Origin of the sequence: Bradyrhizobium sp. BLXBL-03 (assembly GCF_051853015.1) — a bacterium.
GTDB classification, from domain to species: Bacteria; Pseudomonadota; Alphaproteobacteria; order Rhizobiales; family Xanthobacteraceae; genus Bradyrhizobium; species Bradyrhizobium manausense.
Genome location: NZ_CP182470.1, coordinates 3,087,580 through 3,107,099, shown reverse-complemented (window position 1 = coordinate 3,107,099; position 19,520 = coordinate 3,087,580). Strand labels below are relative to the sequence as shown.

Below are 19,520 nucleotides of genomic sequence, written 5' to 3'. Positions count from 1 at the left end.
CCCATTCCTCATCTTCGCCGCGAGCGCCAGCCGGCGTAGCGCATGAACGCTGCCTTGCTCAGTACCGTCTTATGGGTTTGCAGCCGTTGCAGCAATCGCTCAGTCCGGGACAGCTTGATGCCGAAGTCGTCGGCCAATGCATTGAACTGCAGCAAGCTCAAACGATAGAGCTTGCCGGTCGCATTGCCCCCCGAGTATCGATTGTGAATGAGCTGTCGCGGCAAATGAAACAGTGAACCATGCTCGGCGCATTTGGCCGAATGATACACGTCCGCGAGGTAGCTGAAATGTTCGGGATAGGTGATGGCACCTCCTGCTGACCGGCGGTGTAGCAGCGGAATACCGAATAGATTCCTGCCCGAGATAATCGAGGCCTTCAGCGTGGCGGCTGTGTCGAAGCGGCCGACGCGGTCGAAGCGCCGTGCCGCCAGCGTCCTACCCAGGCCATCGATGTAAAGCATGTCGCAATACACCGACACGACGTCAGGCGCATCCATCATTACCTTGAACGCGCTGCTCAGTGCATCAGGCGCGCCGAGGCGGTCGTCACTGCAAAGAAACATGTAATAATCGGCAGTGACCAACTCGCCAAGGCGATTGATGTTGTTCATCATCCCCTGGTTCTCACGATTGCGGTGAACCACGAGGCGAGGCTCGGTCGAGGCTGCGTTTGCCAGCCATTCCGACGTCCCATCGGTGCTTGCATTGTCGCTGACAATCACCTCGACGTCGACATCCTGCTGCATCAAAACGGATGCAACAGCGTCAGGCAGGAAGCGAATATCGTTGTAGACCGGAATATAGACCTGAATAGTCTTGTTTGATCCAGGCATCGCTAAACGATCTCAAGCTCAGGTACGGCGAACACGATTTTGGTGCCTTGCTCACGACGTGCCGCGAACAGCCGCAACAATTCTTCCCGGAGATTCCACGGCAACACCAGCACGAAGTCCGGGCATTCACTGTCGAGAATGCTCGGCGCAAAAACCGGTACATGGACACCCGGGATGAGCAGTTCCTGCTTGCTGGGATTACTATCGACGGTGAACGGCAGCAGGTGCCTTGTAATCCGCGCGTGATTCAGCAGCGTGGTCGCCTTTGCGGGCGCACCGAAGCCGGCAACCTTGCGTCCTGAGCGACGCGCGTCGATAAGGAAGCGGCGTAGATCATCGCTGATGCGATCGATGCGATCCCGAAAGGCGGCGGCGCCCAAAATTGCCGCAGAGAAATCGGTGCGCTCACGCGACAGCGTCTCGGACAGCTGCCGAGACTGCGCAAAGGACGCCGCCTCGCGGCAGACGTACAAGCGTATCGAGCCTCCGTGCGTCGGCAGAAAGTCGACGTCATAAACGCGAAGACCGTGCCGGTTGAAAAGCTCCACCGCAGCGCGGACAGTATAGTAGCTGTAATGTTCGTGGTAAAATGAATCGAATTGCGAGTTCTTGATCAGCGAAAGAAAGTAGTGCACCTCAACTGTTAGCGCACTCTCGCCCTGCAAGAGCCGGGCAAAGCCTGCAGCGAAGTCATTCAGGTCGGGAACATGCGCAAATACGTTGTTCGCCACCATCAATTTGGGTTTCAGCCCACCGGCTGCGAGCCGCTCAGCGGTTTCTAATCCGAAAAACGCGGTCTCGGTCGGGATGCCCTTCTGACGTGCCGCGTTGGCAACATTTTCCGATGGCTCGACGCCAAATACCTGCATCCCCCGGTTCTTGAAGAAATTCAGGAGATAACCGTCGTTGGAGGCAACTTCGGCGACGACATCTCCTTCCTGCAGGGAAAAGCGTCGAATGGCCTCATCGGCGAAGGCCTCGCAATGCGCCAGCCATGAATTAGAGAAGGATGAGAAATAAGCGTAGTTGCCGTGGAAGTGAGTATCGGCCGGCAGGTCTTCCGCGAGCTGGACCAAATGGCATGCCTCACAAGCCATGACTCGCAGTGGATAGAATCTTTCACCCGCAGCGACGTCCTGCGGACGCAGCAGCGCATTGGAGATCGGCATCGCGCCAAAATCGATGATTTCCTGGCGCAGTTCCGCGCCGCAGGAGCGGCAATGGCTAGATCGAAGTACGGACGGGGGCAAGTCGATGCTCAATCTGTTGTTGGCAAAGCTCGTATGGGTCGCTGCCGGAATGGACGGCTTTATACCAGGATATGCTTTCAATGACCGCCTCGCGGGAGGACATGCGAGGCTGCCATCCCAAGACGTCGACCGCTTTGCGGGAGTCGAGCTGCAAGAGCTTGCTTTCCTTCATTGCACTATTGGCGGCGACGACGTTCCAGCTGAAGCGCTCGGGCCAGATCTCGGCAATCCAGCTGCAGACCTCCGAGACCGCCGCGCTTGGTTGATCGGGCAGCGGGCCGAAATTGTACGCAGCGTCGTTGGGATCAGCGATTATCTGCTTTTGTCGGGCGCCAGTTTCGATCAGCATTAGGTAGCCGACCAGAGCATCGAGCACAAACTGCCAAGGCCGGGTCGATGACGGGCTTCGAACGCTCAATGGAGTGTGGCTAAAAGCGGCGCGAACGGCGTCCGGGATCAGGCGGTCGTGGGCCCAGTCGCCACCGCCGACGATGTTGCCGGCCCGCGCCACCAGAGAAATCACGCCATTAGGCTGCTGATAGGAGGCGCGATAGGCGGCGATGACCGCCTCGGTGGCAGCCTTGCTCGCGCTATAGGGATCGTGGCCGCCCAAGCGGTCGCTCTCGATGAAATGCCGCCCAAGCTCTTGGTTATGATAAACCTTGTCGGTCGTCGTGGTCAGAACTGTTTGCACCGATTTCTGCGCACGTAATGCTTCGAACAGATTGACGGTGCCCATCACATTCGTGTCGAAGGTGACGGCAGGGAATCGATATGCGAAGCGGACCAGCGACTGGGCGGCGAGATGGATGACGATTTCGGGCCGCTCTGCATCCACGATGGCCTGGATCTGCTTTAAATCCCGCAAATCGGCCACGTGATGAGCTTCGATGCGTTTTGCCAGCCCAGCCTGTTCAAACAGGCTCGGGTTTTCGGCCTCAAGCGACACCCCTGCAACGCGCGCTCCGAGCCTGCGGAGCAACATGGTCATCCACGCGCCCTTGAAGCCCGTGTGCCCCGTCAGCAGTATCTTTTTCCCGTTCCAGAAGCGGCGATCCAGAACCTCACCGGCTTCGGTCATGACTTCCACATGCGCCAGGCGGCCCGATCTTCCGCCCACAACTGCTCGAGCAATTGCATCTCGCGAAAGGTGTCCATGCATTGCCAAAAACCGCTGTGTCGATACACGCTGACCTGGTTTTCCCGGGACAGCGTTTCGAGCACAGACGTTTCGAGAGGATCGTTGCCGTCACTCGCGAGCATTTCGAACGCCGACCGCTCGAAAACCATGAAGCCACCGTTGATCCAGCCGGACCCCACTTGCGGCTTCTCGACGAAGCTGCGCACGGTATCCCCCTCGAGATCGAGTTCGCCGAACCTTGAAGACGGTCGGACCGCTGTGACCGTCACCAGCCTGCCCGAAGCGAAATGATGCTCGAGCAGGCGATCAACATCGATGTCGGCCACGCCGTCGCCATAGGTCAGAAAGAAGCGCTCGCCGTCGAGAACGCCAAGCGCGCGTTTCACGCGCGTTCCCGTTAAGGTCTCGATACCGGTATCAATCAAGGACACTCGCCAGTTCTCCACCCGCTCCGGTGAGCCGAGGTGTTCGACGTGATTGTCGGCCAGGTGGACGCGATAGCTGCCGGTGTTCGATCGATAGTTCAGGAAGTAGTTCTTGATGATTTCGGCCTTGTAGCCCAGGCAAAGATGGAAATCGTTGCAGCCGAAATGATTGTAAATCCGCATGATGTGCCAGAGGATCGGGCGCCCCCCGATGGTTACCATCGGCTTCGGTTTGAACTCGGTCTCCTCGCGCAGGCGCGTACCCTGTCCGCCACAGAGGATTATAACCCCAAGGTCACTGCTCTTCCCCGAACGCTTCATCGATCCTCCTATGAAGGCATACCTTGACGTCAAAGGCAGTCCTCTATAACCATTTCCCCGGTCGCTCAAGCAAAACGCGCATTTTTGGGCACGGTCCCGGGGGGACTCGCAAGGCCGGATTGATCCAAGGGTGACATGAACGGCGCCAATCGCAACGCTGTACTGATTGGACACTCGGGTTTTCTCGGTACTGCGCTAAGAGCCGCAATCGAGGCGCGGTCAGGAACTCGCGTCGAGCTTGCGACCGGTGGCTTCGTCAGCCAAGTACTGGAAGGAAACGGGCATCAAGCCGTTTCATCGTTGCTCGTACCTGGCGTCGCGCAGGATTGGATTTGCGCGGCAGGCATAGTCGATCCAGGCGCCGATCCCGCCATTATCGAGGCCATCAACGTCGAGTTTCCACGGCGCCTTTATGCTCTTCTGGGCAACTTGGCACCGCCAGGCAGGGTACGCTTGGTGACGATCGGATCGGTGCTCGAAAGTCATGGTGCGCTGGCGTCATCCAATGCCTATCTGGCGTCCAAGTCCCGTATGTTTGAGGCCCTCTCCGGTGCAGGCAACGCATTGCACTGGCACCATATCCGGCTGCACACGCTCTATGGTGGAAGCAAGAGGCCCCATCCCTTCATGTTCGCCGGTCAGATGTTCGAAGCGCTTCTTCGGAAGGAGCGGTTCAGGATGAGCGGCGGAACGCAGCTGCGCGAATATCATCATGTCCAGGATATCGCGGAGAGCATCTGCTCGTTTCTCTCCGGGGGCGGTCGGGATAGAATGATCGAATTGAGCTCCGCGGAGCCGATCCGCCTGCGTGACCTCGCCTCTGCCGTCTTCAAATACTTCAACGAAATTGATCTGCTGGAAATCGGTTCCAAGATCCATTCTCATGGCGAAGTGTTCGAAAGCATCTATCAGCGCAGCCCTTATCTTGCCGCGAGTCGCGATCCGATTGAGGGAGTCATTTGCTGGTTCAAGAAGCTGAACGTGGTGAGGTCGTGATGGCCGGTCTGGTCTCCATTATTGTTCCAGCCCTGAACGAGGAAGGGAACATCGAACCCTTGTTCAAGCGGCTATCCGCGCTGGCCCGGCGCATCCGCGAAGAGTTCGATATGGCAACCGAGATCGTGGCCAACGACAATTGCTCTGCCGACAAGACGCTTGAAGAGCTCAAGCAGCAGGCGCTTCAGATCGATCCCGGCGTACTCACCATTCGCATCTTTCGCTTCTCGCGCAATATTGGATTCCAGAAGTCTATTCTCGTCGGTTACCACAAGGCACGAGGCAATGCGGTCGCGCAAATCGATGCCGATATGCAGGATCCGCCCGAGCTTCTGCTCGAGTTCCTTGGGAAATGGAAAGAGGGGTATCACATTGTCTATGGTGTGCGGCGGCGCCCCGAGGAAGATCTGCCGACGAAAACCGCGCGGATGGCTTTTTATCGTCTCATAAATCATCTGAGCGATGATGCCCTGCCGCACGACGCCGGTGATTTCCGTCTACTGGACCGACAAGTCGTGGACGTGGTCTGCGCATTGCACGACAATGATCCCTATCTGCGCGGCACGATCGCCAGTCTTGGCCTGAAGCAGATCGGAATAACATACGAGCGCTCGTCGAGAGCACATGGGCAATCGAAATTCGGTCTTTCACAGCTCTTCAAATTGGCAATCGACGGCATCACCAATCACACTACCATTCCGTTGCGGCTCTCAAGCTATCTGGGGCTGTTGCTGGTGGCTGCAGCAAGCGTGCTGGTGTGTGTCTATCTATTCGCCTGGATCACAAGCGACAGGCCAATGCCGCTCGGATTCATGACACTGGCACTGCTTCAGCTAGGAACGATGGCCACCGTGTCGTTTCTATTTGCAATTCAGGGATTCTACGTGCAGCGGATCTACAATCAGGTCAAGGATAAGCCACTGGCCATTATCGAGCACTCGATTCAGCAAGGGACCGATGGCGGTGCCACAGCCGTGAGCGGCCAACCGATCGAGGTTCTCTGGACCGGAAACCATGACAGGCCTCATTATGGCAGGTCTTAGCCGAGAGGTAACGTGATGATCCATTGGCCCGCCGGCCCCAATGACAAGCACGCATCCGATCGACCCGATCCTGTCTTCGTTCTTCAGAACCGGCTCTGATGGGTCGCATTTCGGAGCAAGCCAGCATGGATACAACCAAGCCATCGCGTATTCTCTACACCAAACCCTCCATTACCGAGCTGGAAGTCCGATACGCTACGGACGCCGCCGCAAATGGTTGGGGCGAGCGCTGCTATGACTACATCAATCGCTTCGAAGCCGCCTTTAAGGCCCACCTAGGCACATCGTATGCGATTGCTACGTCCAGCTGTACCGGCGCGCTGCATATGGGGATGGCAGCGCTTGGGATTGGCCCCGGCGACGAAGTCATCATGGCCGACACCAATTGGATCGCGTCAGCCGCGCCGATCATTCATCTCGGCGCCAAGCCGGTGTTTGTCGATATCCGACCGGACAGCTGGTGCATTGATCCCGATCTGGTAGAGGCTGCGATTACGCCGAAGACGAAAGCTATCCTGGCCGTCCATCTTTACGGCAACCTGTGCGACATGGACCGCCTCCTCGTGATTGGCGAGAAACACGGCATTCCCGTGATCGAGGACGCTGCGGAAGCGATCGGCTCCATATATTTCGGCAAACGCGCAGGCAGCATGGGCGCCTTCGGGGCGTTCTCCTTTCACGGCACGAAGACGGTTACAACTGGCGAGGGCGGCATGTTCGTGACGAACGACGGCGCGCTTTACGAGCGGGTGCTGACGCTCTCAAACCACGGCAGATCGCGCACGCAATCCAAACAGTTTTGGCCCGATACCGTCGGATTCAAATACAAGATGTCAAACGTGCAGGCCGCCATGGGTTGCGCTCAGATGGAGCGTATTGCCGAGTTGACCGGTCGCAAGCAGCAGATCTTCCACTATTACCGTGACCGCCTGCAGGGTCTGCCCGGTGTGCGGATGAACCCGGAGCCAACCAACATCATCAACGGCGCCTGGATGCCCACCGTTGTGTTCGACCCATCGAGCGGAGTCACACGCGAGAAGCTGGTTGCGGCGTTCGCGGCGAACAATATCGACGCCCGCGTGTTTTTCCATCCTCTGTCGTCACTGTCGATGTTCGACGACGTGCCGGACAACAGACATGCGCACGACATCCCCCACCGTGCGATCAACCTGCCGAGCTATCATGACATGACGCCAGAGGACCAGGATCGCGTGATTGCGGTGGCGCGCGGAATGTTGCGAGAGGAGTGAGACATTGATCAAGCTCTTGCTGTTTGCCGATGGCCATGTCGGCTCTGAAGTTGCCCTCTGGCTTGTTGCCCATCATAGGAGCGATATTGCGCTGGTGGTCACCACGAACGACAACGATATCGCTGCGAGTGCCCGCAATGCGCAGCTGCGCACGCTGGTGTTTGAGTCCTCCGAGCAGGTCTCGCGCTTTGCCGCAAGCGAAGGACTCACCTTCGATCTAGGTCTGCTTGCGTGGTGGCCGAAACTCATCCGGCAGCCGCTGCTCCGGCTGCCACGACGCGGCTTTATCAATACCCACCCTAGTCTGCTGCCTTACGGCAGGGGCAAACACTACAATTTCTGGTCGATCGTCGATCGCGTGCCCTTCGGCGTTAGCCTGCACATGGTCGACGAAGGGGTGGACAGCGGCGATATCGTCGCGCAGCTCGAAATTCCCTACGATTGGGAAGATACCGGCGAATCGCTGTACCGCAAGGCGACGGATGCGATGTTGACGCTGGTTCAGGAAACCTATCCCCGGCTCCGCAGCCTGGATTTCGAGACACGGCAGCAGAACCTGGCGATCGGCACGTTCCACCGCGGATACGAGCTGGAGCCGGCGAGCTCGATCATTTTGGACCAGACCTGCGAGGCGCGCGATCTGCTGAACCGGATCCGCGCCCGTACGTTTCCAGGCTATCCCGCATGCACTTTCACAGACGGCGGTGACGTGTATGAAGTCCGCGTCGATATCAAAAGGAAGTCGCGATGAGCGAGCATGAGAAGTTCAAGCGCGAATGCGCCGATGAGATTGCCCTGATGGGCACCGATCCCGAGCTTGCCGCTGCGACGAGATCGTGGATGGATCGCGCCAATCGTGCAAAATATTCCTACCATTTTGAATGGATGGGACGTCCCGTCATCCAATATCCGCAGGACGTCCTTGCCCTCCAGGAGATCATCTGGTCGGTCAAGCCTGATCTTGTTATCGAAACCGGCATCGCCCACGGCGGCTCGCTGGTTTTATCCGCGTCGCTATTGGAGCTGAACGCGATTTCGGGCGGACCGCAAGATGCGCAAGTGCTGGGCATCGACATCGATATCCGCGCGCACAACCGCGCGGCGATTGAAGCCCATCCGTTGGCACGACGAATATCCATGATCCAGAGTTCTAGCGTCGCACCCGAAGTGGTTTCTGCGGTCAAAGCGAGGGCTGCCGGCAAACGCAGCGTGCTCGTGATCCTCGACAGCAACCACACGCACGACCACGTGCTTGCCGAGCTGGAGGCCTACGCAGACCTGACGACGGTTGGAAGCTACTGTATCGTGTTTGATACCGTCATCGAGGATATGCCGGAGGACGCCTTCGCTGATCGTCCCTGGAGCAGAGGCAACAATGCAAAGACTGCGGCGTGGGATTTCCTTGCACGTCATCCGGAGTTTGAAATCGACAAAAGCATCCAGCACAAGCTGCTGATCACCGTGGCCCCAGACGGGTACCTCAAGCGGATTCGCTGAGCTCCAAACGGCCGGATGGCGGCCCACCGCCACTGTCAGCATACCGATCCTCGATCGCCAGAACGCGTGGCGCAGAAGAGTCGCGATTTTCGCTTAGCCTGCGTCGCGCCACGTCTTCAATGTCGGCAGCGAGCGATCCTTCGCTGAAATGACGATCGGCTCGAATGGCCAGCTGATTTCGAGATCGGGATCATTCCAGACGATGCCTGCCGCCGATTCTGGAACGAAAGGATCGGCCATCTGATAGAGCAGCTCCGTTTCGTCCACCAGGGTCATGAACCCGTGCGCGAAGCCGGCGGGGACATAGAGGCTAATTCCGTTCTCCTCGCTCAAATGCACTGCATGCCACCGGCCATAGCTGGCTGAACCAGCGCGAACATCGGCGATGACATCATAGGCTTGGCCGCGAACGCAACGAATCAGCTTGGTTTCACCGTGGGGGTCGCGCTGCAAGTGTAGTCCGCGGAGGGTACCGCCGCGCAGATTAAACGAGGTCGAACACTGCAGACTGCAATCTTTCAAGCCCTGAGCCAGAAATGTTTCCCGGCAGTAGGTCCGCGCGAAGTAGCCCCGCTCGTCGACGTGACGATCCGGACGGATCAGGAGCGCACCATCAAGTGTCAGTCGTTCGAATATCATCGGGCTGGCCCTCACTTCAACAACGGTTGTCATTCTTCAACTTGGGCGGCGCAATAGGTTCGCTATCAAGAGCTGTATTAGTAAATTGGGTTACAGCCCCACCATTCGCGGAAAGCCCGATCGGGAAACCTTAATCAAAAGGTGGCGCTAGAACCACAGATTTGCTACCTGCCTTAGAGTTCAGCGCTGTTTCGCGAATTCGAAGAGCGGGCTTTAGAACCAGTTTTGACGCCAGGACGAGGAACGTGACCCGCTGCAATCAACCTAACCTTGTTTGGGCTTGCCTGTTTGCTCTCATTTGTCTCTTCATCTACATCTTCGCCGGGCCGCAAATCGCGGACTTCTGGCACGGCAACCCCGATACCGTTCGACACATTGAATCGGTCTCCCTATCGCTCTACGGACGTTTCCACGGCGCCGCCCTTGTGACCGACGCGTATTCGGGAGAATTTCCGACTTACTACAATTTTCTCTCCGACTGGCTGATCAATCTAATTGCTCATGTGACTGGCCTTCCTCCTTTTGAGGCACAGGCGGTAATTTATGTTCCGCTTCTCTTAACGCTGCTGTTTCTCGGAGCCTACTTGTCCATGCGCGCGCTCGACATCGAGCGTGGCGTTGGGTTGTTCATGGCCCTGCTGGTGGTCGGAGCTGGAGAAACGCCATTCGTCCACTACCTCTATCCTGTTCTCGCGCCTTTTTCCGGCGTGTCACAGGCGAGCGGCAACTTGATTCCGCCTGCGGAGAGCATGGGAGTAGCGTCCTCTCAGGATTTCGGATGGACGTTGTTTCTTCCAGTGCTAGCATCTCTTTACTGCGCGAAGAGAGGTGACCGCGCAATCGTTACCTTTTTCGCCGGCGCTCTGCTCGGCATGGCCTGCCTTGCCCACACACTCACCTTTCTTCAGCTCGCGACCACCGTAAGCGTCTACGTCGCCGCCGACGGGATCGCCAGTCTGATCCGGGCCGGACGAATTGGTAACGCCACGGCTCGGGCCAGCTTGATCCTCATCGTCCTGATCTTGATGATCGTGCGAGGCGAGATGGTCGGGCTCTCCATGCTCAGCTTCGTGATATTCTGGTCCACTTGTTTCCTGACCTCCTTGGTGGATGCGCGCAGTATGCGATTCACCGCCGTTTATGGCGTCGGCGCGGCAATCGTGGCGTCGCCATATGCGCTTCAAATTTGGCAGCTGTCGCTTCAAGCCGGACGCTTTGAGGAGGTCGACTCCTACGCCAGGGTCCCGACGACTGAATTTATCCTGTTTCATCTCGTCTATATCGCGTCAGTTGTGATCGTCCTTCTGAACGCTCGCAAGCTTGGCGGGCCGGACAGGCTGATCTGGTTGTCCGTCATGTTGCTCGTCTCCGTGGGCATGGGGCTCGGAACGTTCGGACTCAACAGCCATGCCTACCGATTTTGGACCAACGCCATTATCCCGTTTGCCCTATTTGCTGGCTTTTCGCTTGCCGTTCGATCCTCACTAAGCCGCAAGATTGTGATTGGCCTGGTCGTACCGCTTTTGCTGATCGGGGTTGTCAGGAATTTGTGGGTCGTGCGTTATCCGTTACCTCAGGCAATCAGCCAAACAGTCGGCTCCGTCGAGAGCTACAGCGGAGCACGTTCCTTGCCGCCGGGGGCATCGGCATTTCTCGATCAGCTTCGAGAACAGACCGCCTTGCTTCCGTCTGGCAGCCGGTTGCTTGTTCCCCCGGAATACGACTACCCGCAGCAAGCTTACAGAAATGGCTTGATGTTGGCGGTATCGAGCGTTCCCAGCTTCGTACCAGACCCGCGCTATATTATGTGGCATGATCTTTACGCGGATCGTGTCGCCGTCTTCTGCAGTCTGTTTCCCGCCTATCCGCAATTCGACATGCACACGAAGGCAAAACTCTGTGACGAGACGCCGAAACAACTTGCTCCGGGGCACCTCGACCTGATCGACGCCTACGCCGCTACCGATGTGCTGGCGCTCTATCGCATCAAACTGCTTGCCCTGCTTCAAGGCCCTCCGGCCGATACGATGGTTGAGCAAGCCAAGCGGCTCGGCCTGAAACTGATCTACGACCGAGGCGGCAGCATGCTTTGGGACACCACTTCCCGGTCGGATCCTGACAGAATTGGCTTCGGCGCGGCGACATATCGTGAGCCCAACTTTTCGATCGCAATGGTGGCGCCTCAGGCGGGACGCTACATCGTCGTTTTGGCCGGAAAAGCAATTGCGACCACCGTTCGTCAACTCCGGTCGGACTATGCACCGGTTGAAATTCATACGCTTGGAGCAGATGCCATCTCTGCAACAATGGATTTGCCAGCTGGATCATCTGAGATGACGCTCACCTTGACGCCCGATAGCCGCTTCCGGAGTGTGTTTCCCACTCCGATCCGATTGATCGTGGGGGTCAAACAAGAGGTCGCCGAGAAGGTAATCACCGGCCCGTCCCTCCAACAATTGTTGCGGTGACAATTCATAGCCACGAGCAGCGAGACGCCGGGGGCCTTGGCGCGGCATGGCCGGCCTGACATTACGCCGGTGCCGTCCCTCTACACCCTAATACCGGCGGGTTGCTCAACCGTGCGTGGCACGATAGGGATTCTCGCAACAGCCAGTTCTGGTCTCTGACCAAGGCGCACCCTGAATCGGGTTGCATTTTGCTGCCTCCGCGGGATCCCGCGGTTCCAGACCGAACGATCGACAATTTTGACCCGAACGGGCTCAGCATGGCTTTGAATCAACCCTTTGGTGCGCGAGAAACTTGCATCATCTGTCCCCCTGCCGTATCTAACGAAATCAACCGCTCGCCGCCCCCGGTAAGGGCCGGAATTACCTGCACTTTTTGGACCCGAAACCTTGGCGGACAAGAGCCACGTCACCATCGCGGAGACCGAAACGATTGAGGAAGCCTTCCGGCGCCTGAATGCGAATATGCTCGGCATTCTCTTTGCGCAGGACGCGGGCGGGCGAATTGTCGGCGCGGTAACCGACGGCGACATCCGTCGACGGATGCTGACAGGCGTCACGATCCGCGACCAGGTGGCAGCCTGTGTCAACCGCAACTTCGTCTGGGCGCGCTCCGGAGGACCGCGCGAGCAGATCCTCAAACTGCTCGATCAGCGTGTGCACGTGGTTCCGATCCTCGACGCCCAAAATCGGCTGGTCGACGTATTCAGCCGCGAGTTGTTCAACCTGTCGGAGGAGAGCGAGGTTTTCGCGCGCGCCCGCTCGCCGGTCCGCATCTCCTTCTCCGGCGGGGGCACCGACCTCACGCACTATTTCGTGGCGAATGATGGCGGTGCGGTGATCAACGCCACGATCAAGATCTACGCCCACGCAACACTGAGGCGCCGCAGCGATACTCGCATCCGAATCTATTCGCACGACTTCCGCCGCACGGTCGAGGCTGGCGATCTCGTCGAGCTCGGGACCGGCGGTGATCTTGCACTGATCAAGTCGGTGGTGCGCCTGATCAAGCCGGCTTATGGGTTCGAGCTCGAAGTCTCCGCAGATTTTCCGGTCGGCTCCGGCCTCGGCGGCTCGGCGGTGGTCTCGTCGGCCATCATCGGTTGCTTCAACGAATTCCGTTCGGACCAATGGGATCGCCACGAGATCGCGGAGATGGCATTCCAGGCCGAACGGCTGATGCTGAACATCCCCGGCGGCTGGCAGGATCAATACGCCACCGTGTTCGGTGGCTTCAACTACATGGAGTTCTCCTCCGACCAGAACACCATCGTGCCGTTGCGCCTCGACCCCAACATCATCGCCGAGCTCGAGGAGAGCCTGGTGCTCTGCTACACCGGTTCCGGCCACGACTCTGGTGCGATCCATCGTGACCAGAAGGCGCACCACGAGACGACCGACGCAATAGCCGCCGCCGGCAAGCAGAAGGAGGTCACGCGCGAGATTCGCAAGCATCTCCTTCGCGGCCAACTCCTCAATTGCGGCCGGCTGATCGACGAAGCCTGGCAGGCCAAGCGCAAGTTCAGCTCCAAAATTTCATCAAACGAGCTCGATGAGATCTATGACTTTGCCAAGTCCCACGGCGCCGTCGGCGGCAAGCTGCTGGGTGCCGGCGGCGGCGGCTACTTCCTGTTTTTCGTGCGCCCATTCGAGCGCTATCCGCTCATCTCCGCGCTGGAACAAAGGGGTCTTCGCTGCGCGCGCGTAATGTTCGAGGAAAGCGGCCTGAGGACATGGAAATCGCGCTTTCCTTCCCGCGCGGCCGATGAATGAGACGAGACCGTTGATGACTTTGTCCGACAAGACTGCTGCTACGATCCGCATCGGCGATCGCCTCGTCGGAGACGGTGCACCCTGCTATGTGATCGCCGAAGTCGGCAACAACCACAATGGCGATTTCGATCGCGCCATCGCACTGATCGATGCGGCGATCGCGGCCGGCGCCGATTGCGCCAAGTTCCAGATGCGCAAGCTCGACGAGGTCTACCGCGCCTCCTCACTTTCCGGAAAGGACGACGACCTCGCGGTCGAATACACGCTCGACCTGTTGCGCCGCTTCGAGCTCACTACCGAGCAGCAGAAGAAGATCGCCGACTATTGTGCCTCGAAAGGCATCGAGTATCTCTGCACGCCATGGGACGCCCGGAGTGTCGCGGTGCTCGAAGGTTTTGGCGTCTCCGCCTACAAGGTCGCCTCCGCCGACCTCACCAATCTTCCCCTGCTCGCCAAGCTCGCCGCGACCGGCAAGACATTGATCGTCTCGACCGGCATGAGCACGACCGAGGAGATCAAGACCGCCGCGAGCTTCCTCGACGAACGCAAGGCAGGCTACGTGCTGCTGCATTGCCAGAGCACCTATCCGGCCGCGCTTCACAACATCCATCTGCGCTTCATGGAGACGCTGCGCGAGATCCACCCGCTCGTCGGCTATTCCGGCCATGAGCGCGGCACAGCGGTCTCGACCGCGGCAGTCGCTCTCGGCGCCGCCGTGATCGAACGCCACATCACGCTAGACCGCGAGATGGAAGGCCCCGATCATGCCGCGAGCCTGGAGCCGGAGGAGTTCAAGGCCCTCGTCACCGGTATCCGCGAGGTGGAGGCGGCGCGCGGCGAGAAGCTCGCCGAGCGCGCGCTCAGCCAGGGCGAGCTCATCAACCGCGAGAACCTCGCCAAGAGCCTGGTCGCGGCGCGCGACATCGAACCAGGCACGGTGATCTCCGACGACGACATCGCCGTGAAGAGCCCCGGCCAGGGCCTGTCGCCCCTGAAAATGCCGGCGCTTATCGGCAAGACGCTGAAGCGGAGGATGGCGGCCGACGACTATTTCTTCCAGAACGACCTCGACGAGGGCGCTGCGAAGGCGCGGCGCTATCGTTTCGACCGGCCCTGGGGCGTGCCGGTGCGCTATCACGACACCGAGCGCTTTCTCGAGATCTGCGAGCCTGACATCATCGAATTCCATCTCAGCTACAGCGACATGGAGCGCGATCCGGCGGCCTATCTGTCCGGCACCTACGATCTTGGCTTCGTGGTGCATGCACCGGAGCTGTTTGCCGGGTCCAAGCTGATGGACCTCGCAACGCCGGACGAGGCGCTGCGACGCTATTCGCTGGAGCAGACGCAGGCGGTGATCGACATCACGCGCGGCCTGAAAAAATTCTTTCCCAAGACGAAGCGCCCGCCGATCGTCGCTAATATCGGCGGCTTCACCATGGACGAGCCGCTGCCGCCGGACGAGAAGGCCGAGCGCTATCGCATCTTCGCGCAGAGCCTGAAGGAGCTCGACATGGACGGCGTCGAGCTGACGCCGCAGACCATGGCGCCGTTCCCGTGGCATTTCGGCGGCCAGCGCCACCAGAACATTTTTATCTTCCCCGAGGAGTCGTCCGCATTCTGCGCAAAACACGACCTGCGCATGTGCGTGGATATCTCGCACACAAAGCTCGCCGCCAACCATTTCGGCTTCGATTTCGCGCAAGGTCTCGCCCAACTCGGGCCGCACACCGCGCATCTGCATTTCGGCGACGCCAAGGGGCTCGACGGCGAAGGCTTGCAGGTCGGCGAAGGCGAGATCGACTTCGACGAGGTCGGACGGGTGTTGCGCAAGCATGCTCCCACCGCGTCCTTCATTCCCGAGATCTGGCAGGGCCACAAGAACATGGGTGAAGGCTTCTGGACCGCGCTCGAACGGCTCGAGGGGCACATCTGATGCCGCGCAAGACGCTGGCCGTGATCGCCGCGCGCGGCGGCTCCAAGGGCATCCCGCACAAGAACCTGCTCGACATCTGCGGCAAGCCGCTGATCGCCTGGACCGTCGAGCAGGCGCGCGCGGCACGTGGCGTCGATGTGGTGGCGGTGTCCTCCGACAGCGACAGGATTCTGCAAGCGGCCGAGGCCGCCGGCGCGGTCGGCGTGCGGCGTCCGGACGACATTTCGGGCGACCTCGCCTCCTCCGAATCCGCCTGGCTGAACGCGCTCGACGCCATCGATGAAAAGTTGGGCCGGTTCGAGCGCATCGTCGCGCTTCAGGCAACATCGCCGATCCGCGAACCCAGCGACATCGAGCAGGCGCTCGACACGTTCGATCGCGAGCATCTCGACAGTCTGCTCTCGGTTTGCGAGGTCGAGGATTATTTCAACTGGCGCATCGGCCAAAGCGGTCCGGAGCCGATCAACTACGACTATCGCAACCGCCGCATGCGGCAGCAGATCGAGAAGCGCTACCTGGAAAACGGCTCGTTCTACGTCCTGATCCCCTCACTCCTGCGCGAACAGAACAATCGTCTTGGTGGCAAGATCGGTTTTCACGTGATGGAGCGTCACAAGATGTTTCAGATCGACCGCCCGGAAGACGTCAAGCTCTGTGCCGCCATCATGCGCAGTTACGGCTATGCCTGATCTCAGCGCCTTCTCCCTCGCGGACAAGATCGCCGTCGTCACCGGCGCCTCGCGCGGTATTGGCGCGGCGATCGCTGAGGGCCTGAATCACGCCGGCGCCACGGTGTTCGGCCTCAGCCGCTCGGGAAGCGCGCCGCAGGGCGTGACCGCCATGGCCTGCGATCTCTCCGACGATGGCGCGATCTCGCGCGCTTTTGCCACCATCGCCGCACAAGGCGGACGCATCGACGCGCTGGTCAACGCGGCCGGCATAAGCCTTCCGGCCCAAAGCGCCGAAAGCGAGCTCGCGCGCTTTCGTGCCACCGTCGCGACCGACCTCACGGGCGTCTACGCCACCATCCTGGCCGCCTATCCGCTGCTGAAGAACGCGGGAGCAGCTGCGATCATCAACGTCACCAGCATCAATTCGATCCGCGGCTTTCCCGGCAATCCCGGCTACGTCGCGGCGAAGGCTGGGCTCGCCGGCCTGACGCGCGCGCTCGCCGGCGACTATGCGCCCGACGGCATCCGCGTCAACGCGCTGGCGCCAGGCTATGTCGCAACCGAGATGACCGCGAAGAGCTTTGCCGACCCTGTTATGCACGAGGAGCGGCGCCGCCACACCATGCTCGGCCGCTGGGGACAGCCGGCCGACATGGTCGGAGCCGCCATCTTCCTCGCCTCGGACGCATCAGCCTATGTGACCGGCCAGGAAATTTTCGTCGACGGCGGCTGGATCGCCAAAGGCCTTGCCATCAGCACGGATAACAAATCGTGACCGCAACGCTGCAACGCATCGGCTTCATGCAGGGGCGCCTGTCGGCTCTCGTCGACGGCAAGATCCAGGCCTTCCCCTGGAGCGAATGGCGCGAGGAATTTCCCCGCGCGAAAGCGCTTGGCCTGACGCGGATGGAATGGACCATCGACCAGGACCGGCTGCGGGAGAATCCGCTCACGACCGAAGCCGGCCAGAGCGAGATCGTCACACTGGCGCGCGCCAACGGCCTGCGCATTCAAAGCCTCACCGGCGATTGCTTCATGCAGGCGCCGTTCTGGAAGGCCGATGGCACCGCGCGCGATGCGCTCGTTGCCGATCTCGATCTCCTGATTGTGGCCTGCAGCCGGATCGGCATCGAATTCGTCGTGATCCCGCTGGTGGACAACGGCAAGATCGAGCGTGACGGCGAGAGCGATACGCTCAAGCGCGTGCTGATCGCGCGCCGCGATCAGCTCGCAAGGCAGAACGTCAAGGTCGTCTTCGAATCCGACCTTCCGCCGCGCGAGCTCGCCCGTTTCATGGAGGCCTTTCCGGCCGACACATTCGGCATCAATTACGACAGCGGCAACAGCGCCTCGCTCGGCTATGACAGCACTGAAGAGATCGAGGCCTATGCGCCGCGGATCCTCAATGTGCACATCAAGGATCGCCTTCGCGGCGGCACCACGGTGCCGCTTGGCACCGGCAACGCCGATCTCGCCAAGACGATCCGGCTGATCGAGCGGTCCGGCTACAAGGGACAATACATCCTGCAAACCGCGCGCGCCGCGGACGGCGACCATTCTGGCGCGCTGGCAAGGTATCGCGACATGACAGTGGGCTGGATCGAGGACGCTGCGCAATGAAGCTCGGGCTCGACGATCGCGTCGCCCTCGTCACCGGCGCGAGCCGCGGCATCGGCCTTGCCATAGCCGCAGGCCTTGCCGCGGAGGGCGCCAGGGTCGCGCTGGCGGCACGCGGCGCCGATGGCCTGAATGCGGCGCGCGCCGTGGTCGGCCCGGACAGTTCGGTTCACATCGCTGACGTCACCGATCCGGCCGCTGCCGCGGCTCTTATGCAGGACGTCGAAAGGCAGTGGGGCCGGCTCGACATCCTTGTCTGCAATGTCGGCAGTGGAGCCTCCGTGCCGCCGGGCAAGGAAACCGCGGCGGAATGGTCGCGGGTCATGGGCCTCAATTTCTTCGCGACGACCAACACTATCGAAGCGGCCCGGCCGCTGATGGCGCGCGGCAGCGCCGACCGCGCCATCGTCTGCATCTCCTCGATCGCCGGCATGGCGGCGCTTGGCGCGCCGGTCACCTATTATGCCGCGAAGGCGGCATTGAACGCGACGGTACGCGGCCTGGCGCGGCCGCTGGCGCTGGAGGGGATCCGCATCAATGCCGTCGCCCCCGGCAACATTCTGAGCCCGGATGGCACCTGGGCGCGCAAGATCGCCGAAAACAAGCAGACCGTCGACGACATGCTTCAACGCGAAGTGGCGCTGCGGCGGCTCGGCCGGCCGGAAGAGATCGCCGACCTCGTCGCGTTTCTCGCCTCGCCTCGCGCCGCCTTCATCACCGGCAGCGTGATGGTGGCCGACGGTGGCCAGTTGCGCAGCTGAACAGGAGCCTTCCGATGGCAAGCCCCTCCTCACGTTATGACCTGACCGGACGCACCGCGCTCGTGACCGGCGCCGGCGGCCTGCTCGGGCGACAGCATGTCGCTGCGCTGTCCGAGGCGGGCGCGCGCGTCGTCGTCACCGAAATCGGCCTAGCGAAGGCCGAGGCAGCTATCGCTGCGCTGAAGCAGAGCACGCCCTCCGTCGATCTGATCGCGCTTGCGCTCAACGTCACCTCGCAGGACTCGGTGCGCGCCGCCAGCGAAGAGCTTGCGGGCCGCGGCGTCACCGTCGACATTCTCGTCAATAACGCCGCCATCGATCCGAAGGTGACGTCGAGCCCCGGCGTCATGCACTCCTCGCGCTTCGAAGCGTTCCCGGTGCCGCAATGGCAGACCGAGATCGCCGTCGGCCTGACCGGCGCGATGCTGTGCGCGCAGGAGTTCGGCGGCCAGATGGCCAGGCGCGGCCGCGGCGTGATCCTCAACATCGCCTCCGATCTCGGCGTGATCGCGCCTGACCAGCGGCTCTACCGCCAGCCGCATGTAACGCGCGAAGAGGAACAGCCGGTGAAGCCCGTGACCTACTCAGTGATCAAGCACGGGCTGATCGGATTGACGAAATATCTGGCGACGTACTGGGCCGACCACGGCGTGCGCGTCAACGCGATCTCGCCGGGCGGTGTCTTCAACAACCAGGATCCCGCCTTCGTGGAACGTCTCACCCGCCTGATTCCGATGGGCCGCATGGCTGATGTCGACGAGTATCGGGCCGCAGTCCAGTTCCTGTGCTCGGATGCCTCGAGCTACATGACCGGACAGAACCTCGTCATGGACGGCGGCAGAAGCGTGTGGTAACCAGCGCCATTCCTCCTTTCCTGCAAACGACGGTCCGACGCAAGAGCG

General features: G+C 60.4%; 18 protein-coding genes. 13 read left to right on the top strand and 5 right to left on the bottom strand.

The features are described 5' to 3' along the window. Nucleotides 1-8: 8 nt before the first annotated feature. From ACNJX9_RS14785 to rfbF, 4 genes are read right to left on the bottom strand one after another with little or no spacing between them, the layout of a single operon-like run. On the bottom strand, nucleotides 9-833 hold the full coding sequence (locus ACNJX9_RS14785) for a glycosyltransferase family A protein (RefSeq protein ID WP_439409374.1): 825 nt from the start codon (nucleotides 831-833) through the stop codon (nucleotides 9-11). Between the two features lie 2 nt (nucleotides 834-835). Beyond that, nucleotides 836-2,164, bottom strand: coding sequence for a methyltransferase domain-containing protein (locus tag ACNJX9_RS14780; RefSeq protein WP_439409373.1), 1,329 nt, complete (start codon nucleotides 2,162-2,164; stop codon nucleotides 836-838). Next, nucleotides 2,058-3,164, bottom strand: coding sequence for a CDP-glucose 4,6-dehydratase (gene rfbG / locus ACNJX9_RS14775; RefSeq protein WP_439409372.1), 1,107 nt, complete (start codon nucleotides 3,162-3,164; stop codon nucleotides 2,058-2,060). The genes ACNJX9_RS14780 and rfbG overlap by 107 nt, the downstream gene beginning before the upstream one ends. After that, a complete protein-coding gene (gene rfbF, locus ACNJX9_RS14770; RefSeq protein WP_439409371.1) occupies nucleotides 3,161-3,970 on the bottom strand; it encodes a glucose-1-phosphate cytidylyltransferase in 810 nt (269 codons plus the stop codon). The genes rfbG and rfbF overlap by 4 nt, the downstream gene beginning before the upstream one ends. 135 nt (nucleotides 3,971-4,105) lie before the next feature. On the opposite strand from rfbF, the gene ACNJX9_RS14765 reads away from it, so the two are divergent. The 5 genes from ACNJX9_RS14765 to ACNJX9_RS14745 all read left to right on the top strand — a co-directional run bounded on the left by ACNJX9_RS14765 (nucleotide 4,106) and on the right by ACNJX9_RS14745 (nucleotide 8,756). Then, complete coding sequence (locus ACNJX9_RS14765) at nucleotides 4,106-4,966, top strand: hypothetical protein (RefSeq protein ID WP_439409370.1); 861 nt, start codon at nucleotides 4,106-4,108, stop codon at nucleotides 4,964-4,966. Continuing rightward, a complete protein-coding gene (locus tag ACNJX9_RS14760; protein WP_439409369.1) occupies nucleotides 4,966-6,009 on the top strand; it encodes a glycosyltransferase family 2 protein in 1,044 nt (347 codons plus the stop codon). Before ACNJX9_RS14765 ends, ACNJX9_RS14760 begins: the two co-directional genes overlap by 1 nt. Before the next feature lie 125 nt (nucleotides 6,010-6,134). Further along, the gene (locus ACNJX9_RS14755; RefSeq protein ID WP_439409368.1) at nucleotides 6,135-7,259 is read left to right on the top strand and encodes a DegT/DnrJ/EryC1/StrS family aminotransferase; all 1,125 of its coding nucleotides are present in this window, start codon (nucleotides 6,135-6,137) and stop codon (nucleotides 7,257-7,259) included. A 4-nt stretch (nucleotides 7,260-7,263) separates the two neighbouring features. Continuing rightward, complete coding sequence (locus ACNJX9_RS14750) at nucleotides 7,264-8,010, top strand: formyltransferase family protein (protein WP_439409367.1); 747 nt, start codon at nucleotides 7,264-7,266, stop codon at nucleotides 8,008-8,010. Then, nucleotides 8,007-8,756 (top strand): cephalosporin hydroxylase family protein, encoded by a 750-nt coding sequence (locus tag ACNJX9_RS14745; RefSeq protein ID WP_439409366.1) that lies wholly within the window; start codon nucleotides 8,007-8,009, stop codon nucleotides 8,754-8,756. Before ACNJX9_RS14750 ends, ACNJX9_RS14745 begins: the two co-directional genes overlap by 4 nt. Before the next feature lie 93 nt (nucleotides 8,757-8,849). Here ACNJX9_RS14745 and rfbC read toward each other — a convergent pair whose 3' ends face one another. Continuing rightward, complete coding sequence (gene rfbC, locus ACNJX9_RS14740; RefSeq protein ID WP_439409365.1) at nucleotides 8,850-9,428, bottom strand: dTDP-4-dehydrorhamnose 3,5-epimerase; 579 nt, start codon at nucleotides 9,426-9,428, stop codon at nucleotides 8,850-8,852. Between the two features lie 212 nt (nucleotides 9,429-9,640). On the opposite strand from rfbC, the gene ACNJX9_RS14735 reads away from it, so the two are divergent. The 8 genes from ACNJX9_RS14735 to ACNJX9_RS14700 all read left to right on the top strand — a co-directional run bounded on the left by ACNJX9_RS14735 (nucleotide 9,641) and on the right by ACNJX9_RS14700 (nucleotide 19,472). Further along, entirely contained in the window at nucleotides 9,641-11,863 is a 2,223-nt protein-coding gene (locus tag ACNJX9_RS14735; RefSeq protein WP_439409364.1) for a hypothetical protein, read from the top strand. A 387-nt stretch (nucleotides 11,864-12,250) separates the two neighbouring features. Then, nucleotides 12,251-13,633, top strand: a complete 1,383-nt coding sequence (locus ACNJX9_RS14730) for a GHMP family kinase ATP-binding protein (RefSeq protein WP_439409363.1) — start codon at nucleotides 12,251-12,253, stop codon at nucleotides 13,631-13,633. 13 nt (nucleotides 13,634-13,646) lie between these two features. Then, nucleotides 13,647-15,569 (top strand): N-acetylneuraminate synthase family protein, encoded by a 1,923-nt coding sequence (locus tag ACNJX9_RS14725; RefSeq protein ID WP_439409362.1) that lies wholly within the window; start codon nucleotides 13,647-13,649, stop codon nucleotides 15,567-15,569. Further along, the gene (locus ACNJX9_RS14720; protein ID WP_439409361.1) at nucleotides 15,569-16,258 is read left to right on the top strand and encodes an acylneuraminate cytidylyltransferase family protein; all 690 of its coding nucleotides are present in this window, start codon (nucleotides 15,569-15,571) and stop codon (nucleotides 16,256-16,258) included. The genes ACNJX9_RS14725 and ACNJX9_RS14720 overlap by 1 nt, the downstream gene beginning before the upstream one ends. Next, nucleotides 16,251-17,015: an SDR family oxidoreductase gene (locus ACNJX9_RS14715; protein ID WP_439409360.1), complete on the top strand. Its 765-nt coding sequence runs from the start codon at nucleotides 16,251-16,253 to the stop codon at nucleotides 17,013-17,015. The genes ACNJX9_RS14720 and ACNJX9_RS14715 overlap by 8 nt, the downstream gene beginning before the upstream one ends. Further along, complete coding sequence (locus ACNJX9_RS14710; protein ID WP_439409359.1) at nucleotides 17,012-17,860, top strand: sugar phosphate isomerase/epimerase family protein; 849 nt, start codon at nucleotides 17,012-17,014, stop codon at nucleotides 17,858-17,860. The genes ACNJX9_RS14715 and ACNJX9_RS14710 overlap by 4 nt, the downstream gene beginning before the upstream one ends. After that, entirely contained in the window at nucleotides 17,857-18,618 is a 762-nt protein-coding gene (locus tag ACNJX9_RS14705; protein ID WP_439409358.1) for an SDR family NAD(P)-dependent oxidoreductase, read from the top strand. The genes ACNJX9_RS14710 and ACNJX9_RS14705 overlap by 4 nt, the downstream gene beginning before the upstream one ends. 14 nt (nucleotides 18,619-18,632) lie before the next feature. Beyond that, a complete protein-coding gene (locus tag ACNJX9_RS14700) occupies nucleotides 18,633-19,472 on the top strand; it encodes an SDR family oxidoreductase (protein WP_439409357.1) in 840 nt (279 codons plus the stop codon). The last annotated feature ends 48 nt before the right edge of the window (nucleotides 19,473-19,520 follow it).

Excerpts from the sequence above, each read along its gene's own strand:
- ACNJX9_RS14785 (WP_439409374.1), bottom strand. The coding sequence starts at position 833 with ATGCCTGGATCAAACAAGACTATTCAGGTCTATATTCCGGTCTACAAC.
- rfbG (WP_439409372.1), bottom strand. The coding sequence starts at position 3,164 with ATGACCGAAGCCGGTGAGGTTCTGGATCGCCGCTTCTGGAACGGGAAA.
- rfbF (WP_439409371.1), bottom strand. The coding sequence starts at position 3,970 with ATGAAGCGTTCGGGGAAGAGCAGTGACCTTGGGGTTATAATCCTCTGT.
- ACNJX9_RS14765 (WP_439409370.1), top strand. The coding sequence starts at position 4,106 with ATGAACGGCGCCAATCGCAACGCTGTACTGATTGGACACTCGGGTTTT.
- ACNJX9_RS14760 (WP_439409369.1), top strand. The coding sequence starts at position 4,966 with ATGGCCGGTCTGGTCTCCATTATTGTTCCAGCCCTGAACGAGGAAGGG.
- ACNJX9_RS14755 (WP_439409368.1), top strand. The coding sequence starts at position 6,135 with ATGGATACAACCAAGCCATCGCGTATTCTCTACACCAAACCCTCCATT.
- ACNJX9_RS14745 (WP_439409366.1), top strand. The coding sequence starts at position 8,007 with ATGAGCGAGCATGAGAAGTTCAAGCGCGAATGCGCCGATGAGATTGCC.
- rfbC (WP_439409365.1), bottom strand. The coding sequence starts at position 9,428 with ATGACAACCGTTGTTGAAGTGAGGGCCAGCCCGATGATATTCGAACGA.
- ACNJX9_RS14725 (WP_439409362.1), top strand. The coding sequence starts at position 13,647 with ATGACTTTGTCCGACAAGACTGCTGCTACGATCCGCATCGGCGATCGC.
- ACNJX9_RS14720 (WP_439409361.1), top strand. The coding sequence starts at position 15,569 with ATGCCGCGCAAGACGCTGGCCGTGATCGCCGCGCGCGGCGGCTCCAAG.
- ACNJX9_RS14715 (WP_439409360.1), top strand. The coding sequence starts at position 16,251 with ATGCCTGATCTCAGCGCCTTCTCCCTCGCGGACAAGATCGCCGTCGTC.
- ACNJX9_RS14705 (WP_439409358.1), top strand. The coding sequence starts at position 17,857 with ATGAAGCTCGGGCTCGACGATCGCGTCGCCCTCGTCACCGGCGCGAGC.
- ACNJX9_RS14700 (WP_439409357.1), top strand. The coding sequence starts at position 18,633 with ATGGCAAGCCCCTCCTCACGTTATGACCTGACCGGACGCACCGCGCTC.